This window comes from Brevundimonas naejangsanensis, from assembly GCF_003627995.1.
Lineage (GTDB): Bacteria > Pseudomonadota > Alphaproteobacteria > Caulobacterales > Caulobacteraceae > Brevundimonas > Brevundimonas naejangsanensis_B.
This window is the reverse complement of record NZ_CP032707.1, coordinates 795,995-816,731: the sequence shown is the minus strand read 5'-3', so window position 1 is coordinate 816,731 and position 20,737 is coordinate 795,995. Positions and strand designations below refer to the sequence as shown.

At 70.3% G+C, this 20,737-nt stretch carries 25 protein-coding genes and 1 pseudogene; 16 read left to right on the top strand and 10 right to left on the bottom strand.

The window, feature by feature from the left end; genetic code table 11:
• Positions 1-179: 179 nt before the first annotated feature.
• The gene (locus tag D8I30_RS03865) at positions 180-659 is read right to left on the bottom strand and encodes an RNA pyrophosphohydrolase (protein WP_121481571.1); all 480 of its coding nucleotides are present in this window, start codon (positions 657-659) and stop codon (positions 180-182) included.
• Between the two features lie 80 nt (positions 660-739).
• On the opposite strand from D8I30_RS03865, the gene D8I30_RS14680 reads away from it, so the two are divergent.
• Together D8I30_RS14680 and D8I30_RS14675 are read left to right on the top strand one after the other, a co-directional pair.
• The gene (locus D8I30_RS14680) at positions 740-904 is read left to right on the top strand and encodes a hypothetical protein (protein WP_240387318.1); all 165 of its coding nucleotides are present in this window, start codon (positions 740-742) and stop codon (positions 902-904) included.
• On the top strand, positions 904-1,140 hold the full coding sequence (locus D8I30_RS14675; RefSeq protein WP_240387317.1) for a hypothetical protein: 237 nt from the start codon (positions 904-906) through the stop codon (positions 1,138-1,140). Before D8I30_RS14680 ends, D8I30_RS14675 begins: the two co-directional genes overlap by 1 nt.
• Positions 1,141-1,265: 125 nt before the next feature.
• Here the strand turns inward: D8I30_RS14675 and D8I30_RS03855 are convergent, their stop codons facing one another.
• Positions 1,266-2,240: an ABC transporter ATP-binding protein gene (locus tag D8I30_RS03855; protein WP_121481570.1), complete on the bottom strand. Its 975-nt coding sequence runs from the start codon at positions 2,238-2,240 to the stop codon at positions 1,266-1,268.
• 185 nt (positions 2,241-2,425) lie between these two features.
• Here D8I30_RS03855 and D8I30_RS03850 point away from each other — a divergent pair, with 185 nt between their 5' ends.
• The 11 genes from D8I30_RS03850 to D8I30_RS03800 all read left to right on the top strand — a co-directional run bounded on the left by D8I30_RS03850 (position 2,426) and on the right by D8I30_RS03800 (position 10,509).
• Positions 2,426-2,749 (top strand): hypothetical protein, encoded by a 324-nt coding sequence (locus tag D8I30_RS03850; RefSeq protein ID WP_121483374.1) that lies wholly within the window; start codon positions 2,426-2,428, stop codon positions 2,747-2,749.
• A gap of 58 nt (positions 2,750-2,807) precedes the next feature.
• Complete coding sequence (locus D8I30_RS03845) at positions 2,808-3,047, top strand: zinc-finger domain-containing protein (RefSeq protein WP_121481569.1); 240 nt, start codon at positions 2,808-2,810, stop codon at positions 3,045-3,047.
• Between the two features lie 8 nt (positions 3,048-3,055).
• The gene (locus tag D8I30_RS03840) at positions 3,056-3,496 is read left to right on the top strand and encodes a VOC family protein (RefSeq protein ID WP_121481568.1); all 441 of its coding nucleotides are present in this window, start codon (positions 3,056-3,058) and stop codon (positions 3,494-3,496) included.
• 2 nt (positions 3,497-3,498) lie between these two features.
• Positions 3,499-4,128 (top strand): DUF6655 family protein, encoded by a 630-nt coding sequence (locus D8I30_RS03835; RefSeq protein ID WP_240387316.1) that lies wholly within the window; start codon positions 3,499-3,501, stop codon positions 4,126-4,128.
• A 106-nt stretch (positions 4,129-4,234) separates the two neighbouring features.
• Positions 4,235-4,921: a nicotinate-nucleotide adenylyltransferase gene (locus D8I30_RS03830; protein WP_121481566.1), complete on the top strand. Its 687-nt coding sequence runs from the start codon at positions 4,235-4,237 to the stop codon at positions 4,919-4,921.
• Between the two features lie 114 nt (positions 4,922-5,035).
• On the top strand, positions 5,036-5,470 hold the full coding sequence (gene rsfS, locus D8I30_RS03825) for a ribosome silencing factor (RefSeq protein WP_191743927.1): 435 nt from the start codon (positions 5,036-5,038) through the stop codon (positions 5,468-5,470).
• A gap of 24 nt (positions 5,471-5,494) precedes the next feature.
• Positions 5,495-5,959, top strand: a complete 465-nt coding sequence (rlmH, locus tag D8I30_RS03820) for a 23S rRNA (pseudouridine(1915)-N(3))-methyltransferase RlmH (RefSeq protein WP_121481565.1) — start codon at positions 5,495-5,497, stop codon at positions 5,957-5,959.
• Positions 5,959-7,053: a murein hydrolase activator EnvC family protein gene (locus tag D8I30_RS03815; protein WP_121481564.1), complete on the top strand. Its 1,095-nt coding sequence runs from the start codon at positions 5,959-5,961 to the stop codon at positions 7,051-7,053. Before rlmH ends, D8I30_RS03815 begins: the two co-directional genes overlap by 1 nt.
• A 270-nt stretch (positions 7,054-7,323) precedes the next feature.
• A complete protein-coding gene (locus D8I30_RS03810; RefSeq protein ID WP_121481563.1) occupies positions 7,324-8,763 on the top strand; it encodes a S41 family peptidase in 1,440 nt (479 codons plus the stop codon).
• 132 nt (positions 8,764-8,895) lie between these two features.
• A complete protein-coding gene (locus D8I30_RS03805) occupies positions 8,896-10,098 on the top strand; it encodes a divergent polysaccharide deacetylase family protein (RefSeq protein ID WP_121481562.1) in 1,203 nt (400 codons plus the stop codon).
• 213 nt (positions 10,099-10,311) lie between these two features.
• Positions 10,312-10,509 carry a hypothetical protein gene (locus D8I30_RS03800; RefSeq protein ID WP_121483372.1) on the top strand — a complete coding sequence of 66 codons (198 nt, stop codon included), beginning with the start codon at positions 10,312-10,314 and terminating at the stop codon, positions 10,507-10,509.
• Between the two features lie 217 nt (positions 10,510-10,726).
• On the opposite strand, the pseudogene D8I30_RS03795 reads toward D8I30_RS03800, so the two are convergent.
• From D8I30_RS03795 to D8I30_RS03770, 6 genes and pseudogenes are all read right to left on the bottom strand, one after another.
• Positions 10,727-10,937 (bottom strand): annotated as a pseudogene (locus tag D8I30_RS03795) (biotin synthase BioB); the annotation flags it as partial.
• Positions 10,904-11,260, bottom strand: coding sequence for a CPBP family glutamic-type intramembrane protease (locus tag D8I30_RS15095; RefSeq protein ID WP_430805154.1), 357 nt, complete (start codon positions 11,258-11,260; stop codon positions 10,904-10,906). The gene D8I30_RS15095 and the pseudogene D8I30_RS03795, both read right to left, overlap by 34 nt.
• A gap of 526 nt (positions 11,261-11,786) precedes the next feature.
• Positions 11,787-12,161, bottom strand: coding sequence for a VOC family protein (locus tag D8I30_RS03785; RefSeq protein WP_121481560.1), 375 nt, complete (start codon positions 12,159-12,161; stop codon positions 11,787-11,789).
• A gap of 141 nt (positions 12,162-12,302) precedes the next feature.
• Positions 12,303-13,319 (bottom strand): biotin synthase BioB, encoded by a 1,017-nt coding sequence (bioB, locus tag D8I30_RS03780; protein ID WP_121481559.1) that lies wholly within the window; start codon positions 13,317-13,319, stop codon positions 12,303-12,305.
• 66 nt (positions 13,320-13,385) lie between these two features.
• Positions 13,386-14,741: an amidohydrolase family protein gene (locus D8I30_RS03775; protein ID WP_121481558.1), complete on the bottom strand. Its 1,356-nt coding sequence runs from the start codon at positions 14,739-14,741 to the stop codon at positions 13,386-13,388.
• Positions 14,742-14,822: 81 nt separating this feature from the next.
• A complete protein-coding gene (locus tag D8I30_RS03770) occupies positions 14,823-16,316 on the bottom strand; it encodes a globin-coupled sensor protein (RefSeq protein WP_121481557.1) in 1,494 nt (497 codons plus the stop codon).
• 218 nt (positions 16,317-16,534) lie between these two features.
• Between D8I30_RS03770 and ahcY the strand changes: the two genes are divergently transcribed.
• Positions 16,535-17,926: an adenosylhomocysteinase gene (ahcY, locus tag D8I30_RS03765; protein WP_121481556.1), complete on the top strand. Its 1,392-nt coding sequence runs from the start codon at positions 16,535-16,537 to the stop codon at positions 17,924-17,926.
• A 251-nt stretch (positions 17,927-18,177) separates the two neighbouring features.
• Here ahcY and D8I30_RS03760 read toward each other — a convergent pair whose 3' ends face one another.
• On the bottom strand, positions 18,178-19,299 hold the full coding sequence (locus D8I30_RS03760; protein WP_121483371.1) for a hypothetical protein: 1,122 nt from the start codon (positions 19,297-19,299) through the stop codon (positions 18,178-18,180).
• A gap of 110 nt (positions 19,300-19,409) precedes the next feature.
• Between D8I30_RS03760 and D8I30_RS03755 the strand changes: the two genes are divergently transcribed.
• Both D8I30_RS03755 and D8I30_RS03750 read left to right on the top strand, forming a co-directional pair.
• Positions 19,410-19,613, top strand: a complete 204-nt coding sequence (locus D8I30_RS03755; RefSeq protein WP_121481555.1) for a twin transmembrane helix small protein — start codon at positions 19,410-19,412, stop codon at positions 19,611-19,613.
• Between the two features lie 33 nt (positions 19,614-19,646).
• Positions 19,647-20,219 carry a cob(I)yrinic acid a,c-diamide adenosyltransferase gene (locus tag D8I30_RS03750; RefSeq protein ID WP_121481554.1) on the top strand — a complete coding sequence of 191 codons (573 nt, stop codon included), beginning with the start codon at positions 19,647-19,649 and terminating at the stop codon, positions 20,217-20,219.
• A gap of 65 nt (positions 20,220-20,284) precedes the next feature.
• Here D8I30_RS03750 and D8I30_RS03745 read toward each other — a convergent pair whose 3' ends face one another.
• The gene (locus D8I30_RS03745) at positions 20,285-20,626 is read right to left on the bottom strand and encodes a hypothetical protein (protein ID WP_121481553.1); all 342 of its coding nucleotides are present in this window, start codon (positions 20,624-20,626) and stop codon (positions 20,285-20,287) included.
• Positions 20,627-20,737: the final 111 nt, after the last annotated feature.

Below are 20,737 nucleotides of genomic sequence, written 5' to 3'. Positions count from 1 at the left end.
CCCTCGCCTGCGGCGGGGGGCCTTTTGTTTTGGCGCTTCTCAAGCCCTCCCCCTCGATGGGGGAGCGTTGGGTGGGGGTGAAGGCGGGCGGCGCGGGCGCGTCTCTCGCACATGGACGTTTAACGCCGCGCCCACACCCCCCATCCCCGGCCCTTCCCCCATCGAGGGGGAAGGGAGCGTTAAATGGCCCATTCGCCGAACATCCGCACCACCTGCTCATAGACCGGCCGCTTGAACGGCACGATCAGGCCGGGCGCCTCCGCCAGCCGTCCCCAGCGCCAGGCGTCGAATTCAGGTTCGCCGTGGGCGTTCAGGTCGATCTCGTCCTCCGCGCCGGTCAGGCGGAAGGCGAACCACTGCTGGCGCTGGCCTTTCAGCCCCTTCCAGCTCCTGGGGCTCGGCAGGCCCTCGGGGAAGTCATAGGGAATCCAGTCGCTCGTCCGGCCCAGCAGGGCGATGGAGCGCACCCCCGTCTCCTCGTGCAGTTCGCGGCGGGCGGCGGCCTCCAGGTCCTCGCCGTCGTCGACGCCGCCTTGCGGGAACTGCCAGTTCCACGGCTCGGGCGTATCGGCGCGGCGGCCGAACCAGACCTGGCCGGCCGGGTTGAACAGGACGACCCCGACGTTGGGGCGATAGAGGGACAGATCGACGGCGCTCATGCGCTCCGCATACGCCGCCGCCGTCTTGCGGGCTAGGGGCGTCAACGTCCGCGAAAGGAAGCGGCCGCTAGGCTGGGCGCATGGACAGACGTCATCTGATCGGCCTGACGCTCGGCGGGCTCGCGCTGGCCGCCGCCGGGACGGCGCGCGCCTCGTCGGAGAAGGGCGGGGGCGCCCAGGGGGCTATCTGTCCCTGCCGACGGCCACGGCCACCATCCTGCGTCGCGACGGGCGGCGCGGGGTGATGTCGGTCGAGACGGGCCTGGACATCGCCGACGCCGCCCTGATGGAGCGGGCCCGGCTGTCGCAGCCGCGCCTCAGCGCCTCCTATACGGAGGTGGTGCGCATCGCCGCCCAGCGCCTGCTGCCGGACGCCCCGCCCGATGTCGAATGGCTGGTCGTGGCCCTGCAGCACGCCACCGACTCTATCCTGGGCAAGCCGGGGGCTAGGCTGCTGCTGGGGACGGTGATGGTGGTCTAGGGCGCCGCTCGCGTTCGCGCGCATATCCTCGCTCACACCTACGCATACACGCCGTCATCCTCGGGCTTGACCCGAGGATGACGGAGAGAAACGGTAAGTGGAGGCGCAGAGAGGAGAGGGCGCCCTCAGTCCTGCGTCGGGTCCGGGCGGCTGGCGTCGCCGTAGGTCAGGGCCAGGAAGACGTCCTCCAGGCTGGGGTCCTCGGTGGCGATGTCCTTGATGGTCACGCCCGCCGCGCGCACCGCCGCCAGCACCTGCTCGACGCTGGATTCGCCCGTGCGATAGGTGACGACGAAGGCCCCGTTGGCGCGCGCCGCGACGTGGAAGCCGGCCAGGACCGGCAGGGTCTCGGGCGCCGTCTCGGGCGTCACCACCACGTTGCGGGTGTCGAGCCGTTTCAGCAGCTGCTCGGTCGGCTCGCAGGCCACGACCTCGCCCCGGTTGATGATGGCGATGGTGTCGCACAGCTCCTGCGCCTCCTCGAGGTAGTGGGTGGTCAGGATCACCGTCACCCCCTCCTCGTTGATCTTGCGCACATAGTCCCACAGCTGGCGGCGCAGTTCGACGTCCACGCCCGCCGTCGGCTCGTCGAGGATCAGCACGGGCGGATTGTGCACCAGGGCCTTGGCCACCATCAGGCGCCGCTTCATCCCGCCGGACAGGGCGCGGACATAGGCGTTGGCCTTGTCCGACAGGCCCAGGGCCGCGAGCAGTTCGTCCGAGCGGCGCTGGTCGGCCGGCACGCCGTAGAAGCCGGCCTGGACCTCCAGCGCCTCGCGCGGGGTGAAGAAGACGTCGGCGACGATCTCCTGCGGCACCACGCCCAGCGCCGAGCGGGCGTCGCGCGCCTCATGGTCGATGTCGCGATCCCAGATTCGCACCGTGCCCTCGGACTTGTTCACCACCCCGGCGATGATGTTGATCAGGGTCGACTTGCCCGCGCCGTTGGGGCCCAGCAGGCCGAACATCGAGCCGCGCGGCACCGTCAGGTCGACCCCGCGCAGGGCGGTCTTGGGCGGCGCCTTGCGCGAGCCCTTGTACGTCTTCTTCAGCCCCCGCACCTCGATGGCGTTGGCGGGCAGGGCAGGGGCGTGGGTCATGGCGGAACTTCGACTGAGAGCGGCGCGGCGAGCGGCATAGGTAGGGCGCGAAGAGGGGTTCGCCAAGGCGTCGTCGAAGCGGTTTCGACAAGGATGCGAGACCTTATGTAAATGGTGCTTGACCCGTCCGGATGACATGTCTAGGTTGCTTGTCATAAAGACAACCTTCCTTGGATGAGGACGCCATGACCGCCACCGCTCCCGCCGCCGGCGACGCCCAGAACCGCAAGCCCCTGACCCGCACCCGCCTGATCGGCTTCACGGCCATGGGGGTCTGCGCCCTCGGCTACGCCGGCATGGGCCTGGCCCTGCTGGCGGGCAAGCTGGACTATCTGGACATGACCTACGCCGCCCTGTTCGCGGCGATCGCGGCCCTGATCGGCGAGATCGGCCTGTGGGTCGGCGCGGGCTGCCTGGGCCTGACCCTGTTCAAGAAGCGCAAGGCCCTGTTCGACCGCCTGTTCCGGCGCCCGTCCGAGCAGAAGGCGAAGGCGGCTCCCGAGGTTTGACCTGACGGTCCGGTCCGCCTAGGAACGGCGCGAGCCTTTCCAGACCCGGACCGGACCCATGCCTCCCCGCCACATCGACGCTGTCATCCCCCCGCCCGAAGAGATCGTCGTCTCGACCAAGCGCGTCGCCTGCGACGGCGGCGGCGGGGCGCTGGGCCACCCGCTGGTCTACATGGACATGGGCGAGGACGACTTCATCGAGTGCGGCTACTGCGACCGCCGCTTCGTGCTGTCGGCCCACCCGCAGCCGGAGAGCGAATACCTCGATCCGGCGGCCCGCCCGCCCGAGGCGCACTGAGCCCGGTCATGCGTTATCTGCACACCATGGTCCGCGTGAAGGACCTGGACGCCTCCCTGCGCTTCTATCGCGACCTGCTGGGCCTGGTGGAGACCCGCCGCAGCGAGCACGAGGCCGGCCGCTTCACCCTGGTCTATCTGGCCGCGCCCAAGGATCAGGCCCGCGCCGAGGCCGAGCAGTCGCCCGAGGTCGAACTGACCTGGAACTGGGACGATCAGGATTATGACGGCGGCCGCAACTTCGGCCACCTGGCCTTCCGCGTCGACGACATCTACGCCGCCTGCCAGCGCCTGATGGACGGCGGGGTGGTCATCAACCGCCCGCCGCGCGACGGCCACATGGCCTTCATCCGCTCGCCCGACGGCATCTCGATCGAACTGCTGCAGGAAGGCGCCCGCCTGGCGCCGGCCGAGCCCTGGGCCTCGATGCCGAACGTCGGAAGCTGGTGAGCGTGGGTTCAGCGCGTCTCGTCCTGCAGGGCGCTGTCCTGGGCGTCGTCGTGGCTGCGCTGGGCGGCTGCGCCATGGTCACCGAGACCAATCCGGCGCGGACGGCCACCGACATGCTGCTGGTCAACCGGGCGGCGGACCGCGCCGTCGAGGGCCTGACCCTGCCCATCCCCCAGGGCGCGCGCGTCTTCGTCGACGAGACCTATTTCCAGGCCGAGAACGCCCGCTATGCGCTGAGCGCCATCCGCGCCGCCCTGTCGGAGGCGGGCTACGCCATCGTGCGCGAGCGCGGCGAGGCCGACGCCATCTTCGAGGTGCGGGCCGGCGCCCTGTCGCTGGACCAGTTGCGCCGGGTGGTGGGCATCCCCGACATGCGGGTGCCGATCAACGAGAGCCTGAACGTCGTCTCCATCCCCGAGGTGTCGCTCTATTCCAACCGCGACCGCATGGGCGTGGCCGAGTTCTCGGGCTTCCTCTACGACGCGCGCACGGGAATGCCTCTGGGGGCCGTCACCCCGATGATCGGCCAGTACAAGATCCGCAGCCACAAGGCCTTCATGATGCTGACCTGGGGCCAGCAGCTGGCCCAGCCGGGCGAGCGCGATCCGGGCTCGAGCTGGAAGGAATTCTGACTCGCCTCGCGGGGCGAGACAGCCGCCGCGGGCCGTGTTAGGGCGCAGGTGAGCATAAGGCGTTCCGGCCGCGCTCGCCCGTCCGTCGTCGCCGCAAGAGCCGCCCTTGTCCTTCTTCCACGCCGGTCCCGCGCCGAAAGGCTCCGGCCCCCGCCGGGGAGCCCTGCGCGACGGGCTGGACCTGGCGCCGGGGATGAAGGTCGGCCTGTTCGGCGGCTCGTTCAATCCGGCCCACGACGGCCACGCCCATGTGGCGCGGACCGCCCTCAGGCGGCTGGGGCTGGACCGGGTGGTCTGGCTGGTCTCGCCGCAGAACCCGCTGAAATCCAGCCGCGACACCGCCCCTCTGGACGAGCGGATGGCCTCGGCCCGCGCCGTCGCCGCCACGGTCGGCCCGGCCATGATCGTCTCGGACTTCGAGACGCGCGCCGGCACGCGCTGGACGATCGACACCCTGCGCGCCGTCGTCGCCCGCCATCCGGGGGTGCGCTTCGTCTGGTTGATGGGGTCGGACAACCTGGCCGACTTCCATCGCTGGAGGGGCTGGACCGACATCATGCGGATGATGCCCGTGGCGGTGATCGCCCGGCCCGGCAGCCTGCTGGACAGCCGCACGGCCCCGGCGGCGGAGCGCTTCGCCCGCTACCGCGTCCCGGCGGCCCAGGCCGGCCTGCTGCCGAGCCTGGAGGCGCCGGCCTGGACCTATCTGTCGGCGCCGCTGAATCACCGCTCCTCCACCGCCATCCGCGCCGCGCGGGCGGGGCGGGGCGAAGAGTCGAATCCGATCGGGTGACCTTTCGCCCGGGGCGTGCTAGACTGGAGTTTTAGTAATCGCCCTTGGAGCCCTCCGCTGACCCCCTCGACCGCGCACGATGCGCAAGACGCCGTTTCCAACGCGGCGCACGAAATGGACCTGATGGATTCCGTCCATTCCGAAGACGGTCAGGCCGAGGACGGCCCCAGTAGCGACGAGCGCCAGCCCCTGCCGGTCGGCGCGACCGAGCTGGAGCAGGCCATCCTCGCCAAACTCGACGAAGACAAGGCCCAGGACATCGTCCTGATCGACCTGCGCGGCAAGAGCCCGATGTCCGACGCCATGATCGTGGCTTCGGGCCGCTCGCACCGCCACGTCGGCGCCATCGCCGACCACCTGCTGCGCCTGTTCAAGGAGCGGGGGCTGGGCAAGGTGAAGGTCGAGGGCCTGCCGCACTGCGACTGGGTGCTGCTGGATGCGGGCGACGTCATCGTCCACCTGTTCCGCCCCGAAGTGCGCACCTTCTACAACATCGAGAAGATCTGGGCCGTGGACAGCGCCCACCGCGGCGGCCCCGTCCGCGGCTGATCCTCCTGACGGCGGGCTGACCTCATGAAGCTGGCGATCGCGGCCATCGGCAAGCCGGGCCGCGGTCCCGAGGCGACTCTCGCCGAGGACTACGCCCGCCGCGCCACCCTGTCGGGCCGGCCCCTGGGGCTGGGCCCGCTGGAGCTCATCGACCTGGAGCCGAGGAAGCCCGGCAAGGCGCCGGAGGCCGAGCTGCTGCTGGCCGCCGCCGAGGGCGCGCACCTGATCGCCTGCGACGAGCGGGGCCGGACCTATTCCTCGCGCGCCTTCGCCGACCATGTGGCGGCCCTGCGCGACCAGGGCGAGCGGCGCCTGGTCTTCGTCATCGGCGGCGCCGACGGCCTGGACGAGAGCGTGCGTCGCGCCGCCCGTTCGACCCTGGCCTTCGGGCCGCAGACCTGGCCCCACGCCCTGGCCCGCGCCATGCTGGCCGAGCAGCTGTATCGGGCCGTGACCATCCTGGCCGGATCGCCCTATCATCGCGACTGATGCGACGCGGGGCCGTTCTTCTCCTGACCTCCTCCAGCCTGCTGCTGGCCCTGGCCGGGCCGGCGGCGAGCCAGCGCGCGGCCCAGCCTAATCCTGAGCTGGCCCGTCTCCAGGCCGAGTATCGCGACGAGACGGCCCGCGCCCGGCGCCTGCGCGCCGAGGCCGCCGCCGCCGCCGAGGAGATCGTCGACCTAGACCGCCAGCTGCGCGAGCTGCGCCTCGCCGAGGCCGAGGACGACGTGCAGATGGAGGCCCAGCGCGCCCGGCTGAAGGCGTTGGGCGAGCGCGAGGCGGCCCTGGTCGCCGCCCTGTCGCACGAGCGCGCGGCCCAGGGACGGCTGCTGTCGGCCCTGCAGATGATGAGCCGCAAGCCGCCGCCGCCCCTGCTGATCCCGGCGGACAAGGCGGTGGATACGGTGCGCGCTTCCATCCTGATCCGCGCCATCACGCCCGACCTGCAGAAACGCGCCGAAACCCTGGTCGAGCGGCAGGCCGAGATCGGCCGTATCCGCCGCCTGGCCGCCCTGTCCAGCGAGCGCCTGTTCACCGTCGAGAGCGCCCATAACGACCGCCGCGCCGAGATCGAGGGCCTGACGGCGCGCAAGACCGCCCTGCGCTCGGTGCTGAGGGCCGAGGCGGCGCGAGCCGAACGCGCGACACGGGCGCTGGAAGCCCGCATCCGCGAACTGGGCGGGCAGACGCCGCAGGTGGCGGAGGCGCCCGAAGCGGCGCCCGCCGCTCGCCTGCCGGCCGGGCGCAGCCGCCTGACCCCGCCGATCGCGGGGACGCCGTCGCAACGCTTCGGCGGCCGCTCGGCTGGTTGGGCCTGGCGCTCCAGCCATGAGGCGGTCGGCGCGCCCGCGGCGGGGCGCGTCGCCTACGCCGGGCCGCTGAAGGAGTGGGGCGAGGTGGTGATCCTGGACCTCGGCCCCGGCTGGCGCGCCGTGATCGCGGGCCTGGACCGGCTGGAGGTCGAGACGGGCCAACGCGTCGGCGACGGCCAGACCCTGGGCCGCACCGGCGAGGACGGCGAGGCCTATTTCGAGCTGCGTCGCCAGGAGCGGCCCATCGACCCGGCGCCCTGGCTGCAGTAGCGGCGGCGTGAGCGTCGACGGCGTCGAAATGCTCAGGCGCAAAGCTCTATTTCATTCGTCATCCCCGGGCTCGACCCGAGGATGACGGAGAAGGGGGAATGAGGCGGGGGCGTCGTCTGGGGAGTCCGGCTTCGGCCGCAACCGTGCGAAAATCCTTTCAAATCCGCGCGGACGCTGATTGTATCGGCCGAACTGTCGCGCGCGCCGTCCCGGCGTCCGCGCCGCCCTGGACGACCGGAGCCGAAAGCGGATCCGATGGAAAGAGACCGAATGCGTAAACTGCTTCTCGTGGGCTGCGCCGCCCTGGCGCTGGGCGGATCGGCGGCGGCCGTGGCCAGCCAGACCCCGCGCAACGAGACCTTCCGCATGCTCGAGATGTTCGGCGACGTGCTGGGCATCGTCGAACAGGCCTACGTCGTCCCGGTCGACAACAAGAAGCTGATCGAAGCCGCCCTGCAGGGCATGATGTCGGCGCTCGATCCGCACTCCAACTACCTGCCGGCCAAGGCCTTCGGCGACCTGCGGGAGCGCACCTCGGGCGAATATTCCGGCGTCGGCCTGACCATCACCTCCGAGGGCGGCCTGGTGAAGGTCATCTCGCCCATGGACGACAGCCCGGCGGGCCGTGCCGGGGTCCAGGCGGGCGATGTCATCAGCGCCATCGACGGCCAGAACGCGGCGGGCCTGACCGTGTCGGAGGTGTCGGACAAGCTGCGCGGCGCCACGGGCACCAGCGTCACCGTCACCTTCCTGCGCGACGGCGAGGAGCCGCGCGAGGTCAAGCTGACCCGCGAGGTCATCAAGGTCGAATCCGTCACCGGCCGCCTGGAAGGCGACTTCGGCTATCTGCGCGTCTCGACCTTCAATGAGAACACCGGCCGCGAACTCGGCGAGACCATCGCGCGGCTGAAGCGCGAAAAGCCCGGCCTCAAGGGTTATGTGCTGGACCTGCGCAACAACGGCGGCGGCCTGCTGACGGCGGCCATCGACGTGTCCGACGCCTTCCTCGAGCGCGGCGAGATCGTCAGCCAGCGCGGCCGCAAGCCGACCGACATCGAACGCTACGCCGCCAAGCCCGGCGACCTGACCGGCGGCCTGCCGGTCGTGGTGCTGATCAACTACGGCTCGGCCTCGGCGTCGGAGATCGTGGCCGGCGCCCTGAAGGACCAGGAGCGGGCGACGGTCCTAGGCCTGACCAGCTTCGGCAAGGGATCGGTGCAGACGGTGATCCCGCTGCGCGGCGGCCAGGACGGCGCCCTGTCGATCACCACGGCGCGCTACTACACGCCGTCGGGCCGCTCCATCCAGAAGATCGGCATCGAGCCGGACCTGGAGGTCGCGCGCTCCGAGGCCGAGGCGCGCATCGTCTCGCGCTCCAGCTTCATCTATTCCGAGGCGGCCTATTCGACGGCGCTGGACTCCTCCATCGGGGCCGAGCGCAAGGGGCCGCACACCCCGCGCGAGGCGCCCGGCGCCGACTACCCCAAGGACAAGGACTACCAGCTGGAGCGGGCCCTGGACCTGCTGCGCGCCGGCGGCGACCTGCTCAAGCTGGCCGCCGCGCCTTCTGGCGTGGTCATCACCGAGCCGGGCGCCGAGCCGATCGAGATGGCCGAAGCTGAGGCGACCAAGGTCAAGCCCGCCGAGCCAAGCGAACGTCCCATCTCTGCGCCCGAAATCACGCCGGGGAACGAGCCGAAGAAGGACTGATCGCCGCATCGGCCTCGTTCGCCTAACGTGGTGAACGCGCCGTTAGGCTTTCTTAACCGACGTCAGGGCTAACTGAGGCTGAAGGCGTCGCGCCTGTGCGGCGTCCGCATCGCATTTCGAGCCGCCCTGTCCATGTTCGCCAAGCGCCAGTCCGCCCTCGCCGCCGCCGCAGGCGCGCCGCCGGAGCCCCGGTCGCGCGCGGCCGTGGACGGCCTGCTGGCCGCCTTGAAGAAGCCGCCGGTGGCGGCGGGCGCGGCCGGGGTCTTCGTCGTCGGGGCCGCCGCCCTGTTCGTCGCCGTCCTGGGCGATCCGCGCGCGGGCGCCCCTTCGGCCAGCGCCGCCCTGGAGCGGGCCTCGACCGCCGAGACGGCCCCGACGGGCGCCGAGGCCTTCGGCTTCAGCGGCCTGGACATCTATCAGGATCTCGGCCCCATCGACCCGGCCCTGATGGGCGAAGAGGGCGCCGCCGGCGGCGAAGCCCTGATCACCCTGCCGGACGGCGCCAGCGTGGCGTCGGGGCAAGGTTTCAGCGCCCCGGTCCGCGCCCCGTCCAACCCCCTGCCCAAGGCGCCGATCGCGGGCCTGTCCCAGCCCGGCCCGAACGGCCCCCTGCCGCGCATCGCCGCCGACGGCCGCGTCCCCGCCCAGGCCTACGCCCGTCCCTTCCGCTCGAACGGCAAGCCGATGGTGGCCCTGGTGGTCGGCGGCCTCGGCCTGAACAGCGCCACCACCCGCGCGGCCATCGAGCGCCTCCCGGCCGAGGTGACGCTCAGCTTCGTGCCCTACGCCGAGGGCCTGCAGACCTGGATCGACCTGGCCCGCGCCCATGGCCATGAGGTGATGATCGAACTGCCGATGGAGCCGACCGGCTATCCCGACAACGATCCCGGCCCCTACACCCTGCTCTCGTCCGGCGGCGCCGACGACGTGGCGGTCAAGCTGGACTGGCTGCTGGCGCGCGCCACGGGCTATTTCGGCGTCACCAACTATCTGGGCGACCGTTTCGCGACCTCGGACGAGGGCATGGGCGCCCTGATGACCAACCTGCGCCAGCGGGGCCTCGCCTTCCTCGACGACGGCTCCATGCGCCGCCGCCCCGGCGCCTTCGCCCGCGCCAGCGCCGACCGCGTCATCGATGAGGAGCAGACCCCCGCCGCCATCCTGCGCCAGTTCAATGCGCTGGAGGCCGCCGCCAAGACCCACGGCGCGGCGCTGGGGACCGGCTTCTCCTACCCCGTCACCGTCGAGGCCGCCGCCCGCTGGACGGCGGGCCTGGAGGCGCGCGGCCTGCAACTGGCGCCTGCCTCGGCGATGACCCGGCGGCCGGGACGGTAGGACGGGGGGGGGGGGGGCGGGGGGAAGCCTCTCCGCCGTGGCCTGTTCCCGCCGTCATCCTCGGGCTTGACCCGAGGATCCAGTATCGCGACGCAAGCGGATTGAGGCCTCGTAGCCCGAACCTTCCCTCTCGGAGTCTCTGGATCCTCCGGTCAAGCCCGAGGATGACGGAGAAGAGGCAGCGCGTCGCGCGGACGTGCTACAGGGATGGGCATGAGCATTGACGATGATCACGCCCCCGCCGCCGCCTCGGAGGACGCCGCTCCCGGCGAAACGCCCGTCCAGCGGGCGCTGCGGCTCAAGAAGGCGGCGATCGACGCCCGGCCCAAGCCGCCGCGCGGCGGCCGCTTCCAGCGCGAACAGGCGGCCCGCATCAAGACCGGCGCCGCACGCCCCTGGATGAGCAAGTAGGCGCAGACCCCCGGCTTGATCGCCTGAGGGGCATGTGGTCGTCTGCCGATATGACGATGTTCCCTGATCCCGACGGCGCTGGCGAGCCTGTTGGGGGCTCTGGAGGGCGCGGACGCCCGGCTCTACTTCGGCGTCCTGATCGTCATGGGGCTGGCCTGGGTCGGCGTTCACGCCCTGCACCTGTGGCTGGTGGGGCGCTGGCGCCGGGCCGGGGCGTCTAGGCCCGCGCCTGGACCTTCAGCGGCATGGGCTTGAGGTCCAGCAGCAGCTTGCCGCCGACGAAGATGGAGTTGGCGCCGGCCAGGAAGCACAGGGCCTGCATCGGGCGTCATGCCCTCGCGCCCGGCCGACAGGCGGGCGCGCGGCAGGGCAGCGGCCTTTCTTCGCCGCCAGCCTAGACCCTCAGCCCGTAGAAAATCCACGCGGTCATCACGAGGTTGAAGGCGGCGTGGGCGGCGACCGCGCCCAGGATTGAGCCGCTCGCCCGTCGGGCCCAGGTGAAGGCGAGGGCGGCCGCGAAAAGCCCGCACAGCCACCACAGGGCCGGCAATGGCAGCAACGCCCAGCCGGTCCCGCGCCACACCAGGCCGAAATGGGCCAGATGGACAAGGGCGAAGGCGGCGGCGTCGACCAGGGCGGCGCGGTTCTCGCCCAGCCCGGCGACGAAGGATTCGTGGACCAGGCCGCGGTAGAACAGCTCCTCGCCGATGGGACTGAAGGTCATGCCGATCAGGGCGAACACCGCGAACATGATCAGCCGCAGAGTGTCGCTCATTCGATCAGGCAGGGCGGAGTAGGTCCCCGCCACATAGGTGAAGGCGTTGTCGTCACCGGGGCCGAAGAGCAGGCCGGCGGTGGCGATCAGCACCACGCAGCAGCCCGCGCCCAGAAGGACGCCTAGCCCGAGGCCCGTCAGACGCGGCCGCCAGTTCAATCCGATCCGCACCCGCCCTGACCGGGTCAGCAGGAGCAGCGGCGTCAACGCCATGGCGATGAAGAAGAAGGACACCAGGCCATAGTCCCGGGTGACGTTCGCCAGCATGACGAGGGCGAAGCGCGTCACGCCGAAGAGAGCCAGGAGGATCAGCCCCGTCCGAACGTTGAACGCCAGCCAGCCGCGAAAGGGCCGTCGGAAGTCCGCCGCGGGCGCATCGAGGTTCGAGCTCATGACGAAGCCTTGCCGTTAGGCTGGACGGCGCGCCAATGAAATCGCGTTAATCCGCGCGGACGGAGCCAGGCTCCAGCTTCGCGCCCAGACCTGCGGCGGCATGAGCCGCCTAGGTCATGCAGAAGGCGCAGAGCTTGTTTCCGTCGAGATCGCGGAAATAGCTGAACCATAGGCCGGGCCCACGCAGACCGGGCGGGCCGTCGCAGGCGCCGCCCAATTCGAGCGCCTTGGCGTGGAAGGCGTCGACCTCCTCGCGCGTATCGAAGCCGAAGGCGAACATGGACCCGTTTCCCACGCTGGCGGGGCGGCCGTCGTGGGGGCCGAGCACGGCGAAGTTAGGCGTCCGGTTGGCGCCATAGACGCGACCGCCGGACGGGTGTTCGAAGATGGGCCTGATCCCCGCCGAGCCGAGCAAGGCGTCATAAAAGGCTTTCGCCTGGTCCAAACGGTTGGAACCCACGGTGGCATAGACGAGCGCGGCCATTGTGTCCCCTTCCGGCCCTTCCGTTCGTCATCCTCGGCCTTGCGCCGAGGACCCGGCAATGCGGCCCGAACGGCGAACCCTGGAGTCTCTGGATCCTCGGCGCAAGGCCGAGGATGACGGAGAAGCGGGGGACGGCGAGCCTCAGGCCCGCGCCTCGACCTTCAGCGGCATGGGCTTGAGGTCGAGCAGGGCGAACAGCTTGGCGTCGTCGTCCTCTTCCGGGTTCGGCGTGGTCAAGAGCTTGCCGCCGACGAAGATGGAGTTGGCGCCCGCCAGGAAGCACAGCGCCTGCATCTCGGGCGTCATGCCTTCGCGGCCGGCCGACAGGCGGACCATCGACTTGGGGCAGACCAGACGGGCGACGGCGACGGTGCGGACGAACTCGATCGGATCGATCTCGCCTTCCTTCAGCACCCGTTCGCCCAGCGGCGTGCCGCCGACGGGGACGAGGGCGTTGACCGGCAGGCTGTCGGGGTGGACGGGCAGGGTGGCCAGGGCATGCAGCAGGCCCGCGCGGTCGCGGCGCTTCTCGCCCATGCCGACGATGCCGCCGCAGCAGGTCGACATGCCGGCGTCGCGGACGTGCTGCAGCGTCTCCAGCCGGTCCTGGTAGGAGCGGGTGGTCACCACCTCGGCGTAATATTCGGGCCCGGTGTCGAGGTTGTGGTTGTAGTAGTCGAGGCCGGCGTCCTTGAGCTGCTTGGCCTGATCGGCGTTCAGCATGCCCAGCGTCGCGCAGGTCTCCAGACCCAGGGCCTTCACGCCCGAGATCATGGCCGCCAGCTTGGGCGTGTCGCGGTCCTTCAGCTCGCGCCAAGCGGCGCCCATGCAGAAGCGGCTGGCGCCGCCCGCCTTGGCCGCCATGGCCTCGGCGATGACGGCGGTCGGCTCCATCAGCTTTTCGGCCTTGAGGCCGGTCTTGAAGCTGGCCGACTGGGAGCAGTAGCCGCAGTTCTCGGCGCAGCCGCCGGTCTTGACCGACAGCAGCTGGGATTTCTGCACCTCGCTCGGGTCGAAGGTGCGCCGGTGCACCGTCGCCGCCTCGAACACCAGCTCCATGAAGGGGCGGGCGAACAGGGCCTCGACCTCCTCCAGGGTCCAGTCGTGGCGGGGGATCGAGAGATCGCGGGCGGGTCGGATCGAAGCGTCGTCAGCCATGGCGTCACGGCTTAGCCGTGCGAACGGGCGCGGCCAAGCCGGAACTGACCGCCCGCCGTTACGAGATCAGCGCTCGTCCTTGTAGATGCGGCCATCGCGCATGACGAAGGCCACGGTCTTCAGCGTCGTCACGTCGCTGAGCGGATCGCCCGCCACGGCGATGACGTCGGCGCGCTTGCCCGGCTCCAGCGTGCCGATCTCGGCGGACAGGCCCAGCAGGTCGGCGGCGTTGACGGTGGCCGCCTCGATGGCCGTGGCCGGGGTCATGCCGTTCTGGACCATCAGCTCGAACTCATCGGCGTTGCGGCCGTGCTTGGACACGCCCGCGTCGGTGCCGAAGGCGATGCGCACGCCCGCCGGGACCGCGCGTTGCAGCGACTGGCCGGTGATCTCGATGCGCCACAGGATCTTGGGCAGGACTTCGGGCGGATAGGCGTTGGGATCGGCGGCCAGGCGCTCGCGATAGCCGTTGATGGTCGACAGGGTCGGCACATAATAGGCGCGCGTGCGGCGCAGCAGCTGCAGCGTCTCGTCGTCGAAGATGGTGCCGTGCTCGATGGAATCGGCGCCCATGCGCAGGGCCAGGTTGATCCCGTCGGCGCCGTGGGCGTGGACGGCGACCTTCTTGCCGTACAGGTGGGCCGTGTCGATCAGGGCCTTGGCCTCGTCCTCGAACATCTGGGCGCCGAGCCCCGCGCCGATGCGGCTGTTGACCCCGCCGGTGGTGGCGATCTTGATGACGTCGGCGCCGCGCCCGACCTGAAGCCGCACGGCTTCGCGGCAGCTCTCGGCGCCGTTGCAGACGTTGTCGTGCGCAATGTGCTCGCGGAAGTCGTCGTTGAAGCCCAACCGCCCGTCCATATGGCCCGAGGTCGTCGAGATGCTGGAGGCGGCGTCGAGGATGCGCGGCCCCGGCAGGCGGTGGGCCGCCGTCTCATTGCGCAGGGCCAGGGTCACGCCGCCGCTGTCGCCCAGGTTGCGCACGGTGGTGAAGCCCGCCATCAGGGTCTTCCGGGCGTTCATGGCGGCGCTGTAGGCGTGGACCGGCAGGTTGTCGGTGATCTCGGCCAGGAAGCCGGCCTGGCCGGCGACGTCGGACACCAGGTGGACGTGGCTGTCGATCAGGCCGGGCAGGACGAAGCGGTCGCGCTGGTCCACCACCACGGCGCCGGGAAAGGCCGAGGCGTCGACGAAGCCGTCGCGGATCTCGACCACCTTGCCGTCGCGCACCACCAGGGTCGACGGGCCGCGCGGCGTCCGGCCGGGCCGGTCCAGCAGCCGTCCGGCCTGGATCAGGGTCACGACGCCCGCCGCGGGCGCGGCGCCGGTCGGCGCGACCGGGGCGGTGTTCTGGGCCAGGGCCGCGGGCGCGGCCGCGCTCAGGGCCAGAACGCAGGCGGCCGCGCTCAGCAAGGTCTTCATGATCGATGCTCCCCCATTCGAACAGGAGAGTCTGTTAGCGCGCTCCCGCCGACCTGCGCCAGCGGGATTCGCGCCGCCGGATCAGGCCACCAGGCGCGGGCCCGTCGGCGCGGCGCCGGCGGCGACCGGGCGGTCCAGGCGGAAGCGGCTGACCTGCTGGTTCAGGCTGAGGGCCTCGTTGGCCAGCTGACGGGCGGCGGCGGTGGCCTCTTCGGTCATGGCCGCGTTCTGCTGGGTGATGTCGTCCATCTCGCCCATGGCGCGGCGCACGCGGGCCAGGCCCTCGGCCTGTTCCTGGGCCGAGCCGGCGATGCCCCCGGCCAGGCCGTCGACGGCCGTGACCTTGGCCCCGATGCGCTCCAGCGCCGCCCCGGTGCGCTCGACCAGGTCGACGCCGCGCGCCACCTGGGCCGAGGAGGTGGAGATCAGGGCGCGGATCTCGCCCGAGGCCTCGGACGAGCGCTGGGCCAGGGCGCGGACTTCCTGGGCCACCACGGCGAAGCCGCGGCCGGCCTCGCCCGCGCGGGCGGCCTCGACCCCGGCGTTCAGGGCCAGCAGGTTGGTCTGGAAGGCGATCTCGTCGATCAGGCTGGTGAAGCGGGCGATGCCGGTCGAGGATTCGGCGATGGCGTGGATGGCGTTCACGGCGTCGCCGACGACCTTGGCCGTCTCCTCGACGTCGGCGCGGGCGGCGGCCAGGGCCTCGGCCGTCTGGCGGGCGCCGTCGGCGGTGGCGGCGACTTCGTTGGCGATGGCCTCGGCCTCGTTGACGGTGCGCTCCAGGTTGGCGGCCTGACGCTCGGTGCGGCTGGCCAGGTCCTCGGAGGCGACGGCCAACTGGCTGGAGCCCGCGCTCAGGCTTTCGACGCTGTCGGCCACGGCGCGCACGGCGGTGCGCAGGGCGCGGGTCGCGGCGTGGAAGTCGTTCTGCAGCGAGCGGTATTCCTCGGGGAAGCTCTCGGGGATGGTCACCGACAGGTCGTTCTCGGCCAGGGCGTGCAGGGCGGCGCCCAGGGCGCGGACCACCTCGGTCTGGCGCGCCTCGGCGGCGTCGTGGGCCGCCTGGACCCGGTCGCGTTCTTCCTGCAGGGCCTCCAGATAGGTGGAGATGGCCAGCTCCATGTCCAGCATGACGCGCTGGCTGAGCTCGCTGATGGCCTCGGCGGTGACGCGGTCGTGCTCGCGACGATTGGCGAACAGCTTGCGGGGCCGTTCGATGATGGCGCGGGTCAGGTGCGCCAGGATGACGCTGTAGCCGCCGATGTACCAGCGCGGCTCCAGGCCGATGCGGGCGTGGACGCGGCCGATGGTGCGCACCGAGGCGGCGTAGTCGGCGTCGGCGCGGCCGTCGATGATGGCGTCCCAGTGGCGCTGCTGGGCGGTGCTGGCCGCGCTGATGTGCCCCTCGTCGCGGAAGAAGCGGCGCGTCTCCGGCTCGGCCCGCACCCGGTCGTAGAAGGCCGCCAGCGCCAGGGGCAGCTGACGCCGCAACAGGGGGCCGATCGCGCGATAGCCGGCGGAGGGGTGACCCAGGCCCATGAAGTTCATGTGATGATCAATGCCTTCGGACGCCATGAAACGGACTCACTTGAACCAAGGCGCTGGGGAGCGCGCCGTGACAAAACCCTTCCCTCGCTGAGGGTATTGTCCGGGTTAAGCGGCAAATGCGTAGATTCCCTTACCTGTGTTCGTCGGCGCTCATATAAAGATATCCTTATGCCTTGATTGCCCCTGGCGGCGGGCCGCGCTATAGCGGCCGCTGAGACAGAACCGTGGCCGAAAGACCCCTCCGCATGACCGACTACATCGTTCGCGACATTTCCCTGGCCGACTTCGGCAACAAGGAAATCGCCATCGCCGAAACCGAAATGCCGGGCCTGATGGCGCTGCGCGACGAATACGGCGCCTCCCAGCCGCTAAAGGGCGCCCGCATCGCCGGCTCCCTGCACATGACCATCCAGACGGCGGTGCTGATCCAGACGCTGGAAGCCCTGGGCGCCGAAGTGCGCTGGGCCTCGTGCAACATCTTCTCGACCCAGGACCACGCCGCCGCCGCCATCGCCGCGTCGGGCACGCCGGTCTTCGCCTTCAAGGGCGAGACCCTGGTGGAGTACTGGGACTACGCCCACAAGATCTTCGAATGGGCTGACGGCGGCTACCCGAACCTGATCCTCGACGACGGCGGCGACGCCACCCTGCTGTGCGTGCTCGGCCCGAAGGCGGAGAAGGACCCCTCGGTCCTCGACAACCCGACCAATGAAGAAGAGGAAGCCCTCTTCTCGGTCATGAAGCGCTATCTGAAGGAAAAGCCGGGCTTCTACTCGGCCATCCGCGACGCCATCGGCGGCGTGTCGGAAGAGACCACCACGGGCGTGCACCGCCTGTATCAGATGGCCGAGCGCGGCGAGCTGCCCTTCCCCGCCATCAACGTCAACGACAGCGTCACCAAGTCCAAGTTCGACAACCTGTACGGCTGCCGTGAGAGCCTGGTCGACGCCATCCGTCGCGGCACCGACGTCATGCTGTCGGGCAAGGTGGCGGTGGTCTGCGGCTACGGCGACGTGGGCAAGGGCTCGGCCGCCAGCCTGCGTAACGGCGGCGCCCGCGTGATCGTCACGGAGATCGACCCGATCTGCGCCCTGCAGGCGGCGATGGAAGGCTATGAGGTCCAGACCCTGGACGACGTGGCCGACAAGGCGGACATCTACGTCACGACGACCGGCAACAAGGACGTCATCACGGTCGAGCACATGCGCCGGATGAAGAACAACGCCATCGTCTGCAACATCGGCCACTTCGACTCGGAAATTCAGGTCGCGGGCCTGAAGAACTTCAAGTGGGACAAGATCAAGGATCAGGTCCACCACGTCGAGTTCCCGGACGGCAAGAAGATCATCCTGCTGTCGGAAGGCCGCCTGGTGAACCTGGGCAACGCCACGGGCCACCCGTCCTTCGTCATGTCGGCGTCCTTCACCAACCAGACCCTGGCCCAGATCGAACTGTGGACCAACGCCTCGAAGTACGAGAACAAGGTCTACACCCTGCCCAAGCACCTGGACGAGAAGGTCGCCTTCCTGCACCTGGCCAAGCTGGGCGCCAAGCTGACCACCCTGACCAAGGACCAGGCCGCCTACATCAGCGTGCCGGTCGAGGGGCCGTTCAAGCCCGAGCACTACCGCTACTAAGGCCTGCTGAAGGTCTGAAGGCAGAAACCCCGCGCCGGCGACGGCGCGGGGTTTTTCTTTCCTCCCCTGCAATGGGGAGGTGGATCGGCGGCGTAGCCGACGAGACGGAGGGGCTGCTTGGTTCCGCTGCCCCGGCTTCTTTTCCGCCTGATTCCGCTGTTCAAGCCCCTCCACCCCTTGGCTGCTTCGCGCCGCCCATCGGGTCGGGGTCCCCCTCCCCATGTCATGGGGAGGAAAGCGGCGCGGCGCTGCTACGCCGCGTCGCGCGGGTCGTAGGCGTCGGCCTCGCGGCCCATCAGGCCGGTCTCGAAGTCCATGAAGACGTCGATCAGCTCATCGACGCCGATGGGCGGCGCCTTGGGGTTGAAGCGGAAGCGCCAGAAGCTGACGATGTGCTGCACCGCCCCCAGCTGGTCGCCCAGGCGGGTGAACAGGGCCGGCGCCTCCAGCAGGAAGTCGCGGAAGGCCAGGGGATTGCCCTCGCGGGTCAGGGCCGCATAGGCGTCGTCGTAATAGCGCAGGGTGCGGCTGACCTCTTCGCAGGTCTTCATGATGCGGCCGCGCAGCACGGCCCGCCCGCGCGCGATATAGTCCTTGGCGGCCTGGTCGCTGGGCCCCACGGGCTTGACCGTCCCCACCTCGTCGGCGACGTGGACGATGTCGGCCATCAGGCTGCTGAGCGCCCATTTGTAATAGAGGAAGCCCTTCCAGCAGAAGACGCCTTCCTGATACTGCTCGGGCTCCAGCTTCAGCGTCAGCCGCAGGGCCTCCAGCCGGTCGCCGGGGGCGTTGGACAGGATCTTCGACGCCATGCGGGCGGTCGAGCCGGCGGCGACGACCCCGTCCCCCACGCTGAGGGTGACCAGGGGCTCGATCTCCTTCTGGACGAACTCCAGCATCCGCTCCAGGTCCGCCTCGCTGAGGGCGAAATAGCAGGGGGCGGCGTCGACCCCGCCGCGCCGCAGCTGTTCGCGCAGCAGGAAAGGATCCAGCGACGGCAATTGGTCCATCAGGCGCAGGGTCTTCAGATCGGGATGCTCGGCGTCGACGCCGAACGCCTCCTGCATGGCGCGCTCGAAGCCGATCTGATTGACGAAGATGAAGCGGCCGCCGGTCTTCAGATCGGTGCTGTCGATCGGCACCACGATCTTGGTCGCCACTTGGCGGCGACCGGGGAAGGCGTCGGTCTCGTTGCGGCGCAGCCGGTGCTTGATGATCAGGCAGCGGTTCAGCGCCGCGGTGCGGAACATGGGGCGCTCGCCCCAGTCCTCGGTGTCGCCGTGCTCGTCATAGACCTTGAGCAGGTTCAACACCCGCGCCGTCGAGGCGGTGCGACGCAGGTGCTCCAGATTGCGGATGGCGCGGTCGGTCATGCGGTCACCCTGCCAGCGAAAGATGACCAACGGCTTAGCTTGGGCCGCACAGCCGCAAACCGGGCCCGTCGCGTCTGGCGTGGGCGTCGCCGGGGGCCTATGAAGCAGGCATGGACCTGTTCGACATTCTGATCCTGATCGCCGTGGCGGCCGTGGCTGTCACTCTGGGCTTCGGCGTCTATTCCCTCTATCGCGGCGGGGACTTCGCGCGGACCTATTCCAACAAGCTGATGCGGCTGCGGATCATCCTGCAGGCCCTGGCGGTGCTGCTGCTGATCGCCGGCATGTGGTGGAAGAACAGCCACGGGGCCTGATCGGGGACCGAGGCGAGAGGAGGGGAGGGCGCCATGGTGACGCTGAACAAGATCTACACCCGCACCGGCGACGCCGGCCGGACGCGTCTGGCCTCGGGCGCGCCCGTGTCCAAGACCGACCTGCGGGTCGAGGCCTATGGCGCGGTGGACGAGCTGAACGCGGTCATCGGCCTGGCCCGGCTGAACAGCGGCCAGAACGACCGCATCGACGCCATGCTGGGCCGCATCCAGAACGAACTGTTCGACCTGGGCGCCGACCTGGCCACGCCGCTGGAGCCCGCGCCCAAGTGGGAGGCGCTGCGCATCCTCGCCTCCCAGGTCGAGCGGCTGGAATCCGAGATCGACTGGATGAACGAGAGCCTGAAGCCGCTGGACAGCTTCATCCTGTCGGGCGGCTCGCCCCTGTCGGCGCATCTGCACCTGGCGCGCACCGTCTGCCGCCGGGCCGAGCGCGACGCCGTGCGCCTAGTCGAATCGGGCGAGGCCGTGAACCCCGAGGCGGCGCGCTATCTGAATCGCCTGTCGGACCACCTGTTCTGCGCCGCCCGCCGCGCCAACGCCAACGGCGCGGGCGACGTCCTGTGGCGGCCCGGCGCGACGCGCTGATCATCCCCTCGCACGGCCGGCGCCACCGCCGTCATCCTCGCAGAGTGAGGCAAGCAGGCGCGGCCTTACTGCGCCCGCAGCGCCTGGACCCGTTCGCGTTCGGCCTGGGTGGCGGCGGCGCGGGCGCGCTTCTCGGCGGCGACCTGGTCTTCCAGACCCAGCAGTTCCTGGTTGGCCTTGTTCGAGGCCTCGGCGCGCGTGACCCCGGCCGGGCGGCCGGTGATGTCGGGAATGTAGATGGGCTGGGCGCAGATGCGCGTCTCCAGGTCGTACCAGTAGCCCTGGGCCTCGCAGCGCTCGCCGGGGTCCATCCAGAAGCGCTGGAAGGCGAACAGCCCCGCCGTCACCAGGGCGAACAGGCCGAAGAAGAGGATGCTGAGGCGCCGGATCGTCAGGAAGCGTTTCATGCGGGTCTCAATAGATCAAAAATGCGCCCGCGACACGACCGCAGTTCACGTAGCGTTACGTTGACAGGCCGGTTTCGCCGGTCCAATCCCTCGACCGACATTTCGATGACC

What these genes read in the sequence shown, in the direction of transcription:
- D8I30_RS03750 (WP_121481554.1), top strand. Translation starts at nt 19,647, where the DNA reads ATGGTGACGCTGAACAAGATCTACACCCGCACCGGCGACGCCGGCCGG.
- D8I30_RS03865 (WP_121481571.1), bottom strand. Translation starts at nt 659, where the DNA reads ATGAGCGCCGTCGATCTGTCCCTCTATCGCCCCAACGTCGGGGTCGTC.
- D8I30_RS03745 (WP_121481553.1), bottom strand. Translation starts at nt 20,626, where the DNA reads ATGAAACGCTTCCTGACGATCCGGCGCCTCAGCATCCTCTTCTTCGGC.
- D8I30_RS14675 (WP_240387317.1), top strand. Translation starts at nt 904, where the DNA reads ATGTCGGTCGAGACGGGCCTGGACATCGCCGACGCCGCCCTGATGGAG.
- D8I30_RS03770 (WP_121481557.1), bottom strand. Translation starts at nt 16,316, where the DNA reads ATGGCGTCCGAAGGCATTGATCATCACATGAACTTCATGGGCCTGGGT.
- ahcY (WP_121481556.1), top strand. Translation starts at nt 16,535, where the DNA reads ATGACCGACTACATCGTTCGCGACATTTCCCTGGCCGACTTCGGCAAC.
- D8I30_RS03800 (WP_121483372.1), top strand. Translation starts at nt 10,312, where the DNA reads ATGAGCATTGACGATGATCACGCCCCCGCCGCCGCCTCGGAGGACGCC.
- D8I30_RS03810 (WP_121481563.1), top strand. Translation starts at nt 7,324, where the DNA reads ATGCGTAAACTGCTTCTCGTGGGCTGCGCCGCCCTGGCGCTGGGCGGA.
- D8I30_RS03805 (WP_121481562.1), top strand. Translation starts at nt 8,896, where the DNA reads ATGTTCGCCAAGCGCCAGTCCGCCCTCGCCGCCGCCGCAGGCGCGCCG.
- D8I30_RS03775 (WP_121481558.1), bottom strand. Translation starts at nt 14,741, where the DNA reads ATGAAGACCTTGCTGAGCGCGGCCGCCTGCGTTCTGGCCCTGAGCGCG.
- rlmH (WP_121481565.1), top strand. Translation starts at nt 5,495, where the DNA reads ATGAAGCTGGCGATCGCGGCCATCGGCAAGCCGGGCCGCGGTCCCGAG.
- D8I30_RS03850 (WP_121483374.1), top strand. Translation starts at nt 2,426, where the DNA reads ATGACCGCCACCGCTCCCGCCGCCGGCGACGCCCAGAACCGCAAGCCC.
- D8I30_RS03815 (WP_121481564.1), top strand. Translation starts at nt 5,959, where the DNA reads ATGCGACGCGGGGCCGTTCTTCTCCTGACCTCCTCCAGCCTGCTGCTG.
- D8I30_RS03760 (WP_121483371.1), bottom strand. Translation starts at nt 19,299, where the DNA reads ATGACCGACCGCGCCATCCGCAATCTGGAGCACCTGCGTCGCACCGCC.
- D8I30_RS15095 (WP_430805154.1), bottom strand. Translation starts at nt 11,260, where the DNA reads ATGTTCGCGGTGTTCGCCCTGATCGGCATGACCTTCAGTCCCATCGGC.
- D8I30_RS03855 (WP_121481570.1), bottom strand. Translation starts at nt 2,240, where the DNA reads ATGACCCACGCCCCTGCCCTGCCCGCCAACGCCATCGAGGTGCGGGGG.
- D8I30_RS03755 (WP_121481555.1), top strand. Translation starts at nt 19,410, where the DNA reads ATGGACCTGTTCGACATTCTGATCCTGATCGCCGTGGCGGCCGTGGCT.
- rsfS (WP_191743927.1), top strand. Translation starts at nt 5,036, where the DNA reads ATGGACCTGATGGATTCCGTCCATTCCGAAGACGGTCAGGCCGAGGAC.
- bioB (WP_121481559.1), bottom strand. Translation starts at nt 13,319, where the DNA reads ATGGCTGACGACGCTTCGATCCGACCCGCCCGCGATCTCTCGATCCCC.
- D8I30_RS03840 (WP_121481568.1), top strand. Translation starts at nt 3,056, where the DNA reads ATGCGTTATCTGCACACCATGGTCCGCGTGAAGGACCTGGACGCCTCC.
- D8I30_RS14680 (WP_240387318.1), top strand. Translation starts at nt 740, where the DNA reads ATGGACAGACGTCATCTGATCGGCCTGACGCTCGGCGGGCTCGCGCTG.
- D8I30_RS03785 (WP_121481560.1), bottom strand. Translation starts at nt 12,161, where the DNA reads ATGGCCGCGCTCGTCTATGCCACCGTGGGTTCCAACCGTTTGGACCAG.
- D8I30_RS03845 (WP_121481569.1), top strand. Translation starts at nt 2,808, where the DNA reads ATGCCTCCCCGCCACATCGACGCTGTCATCCCCCCGCCCGAAGAGATC.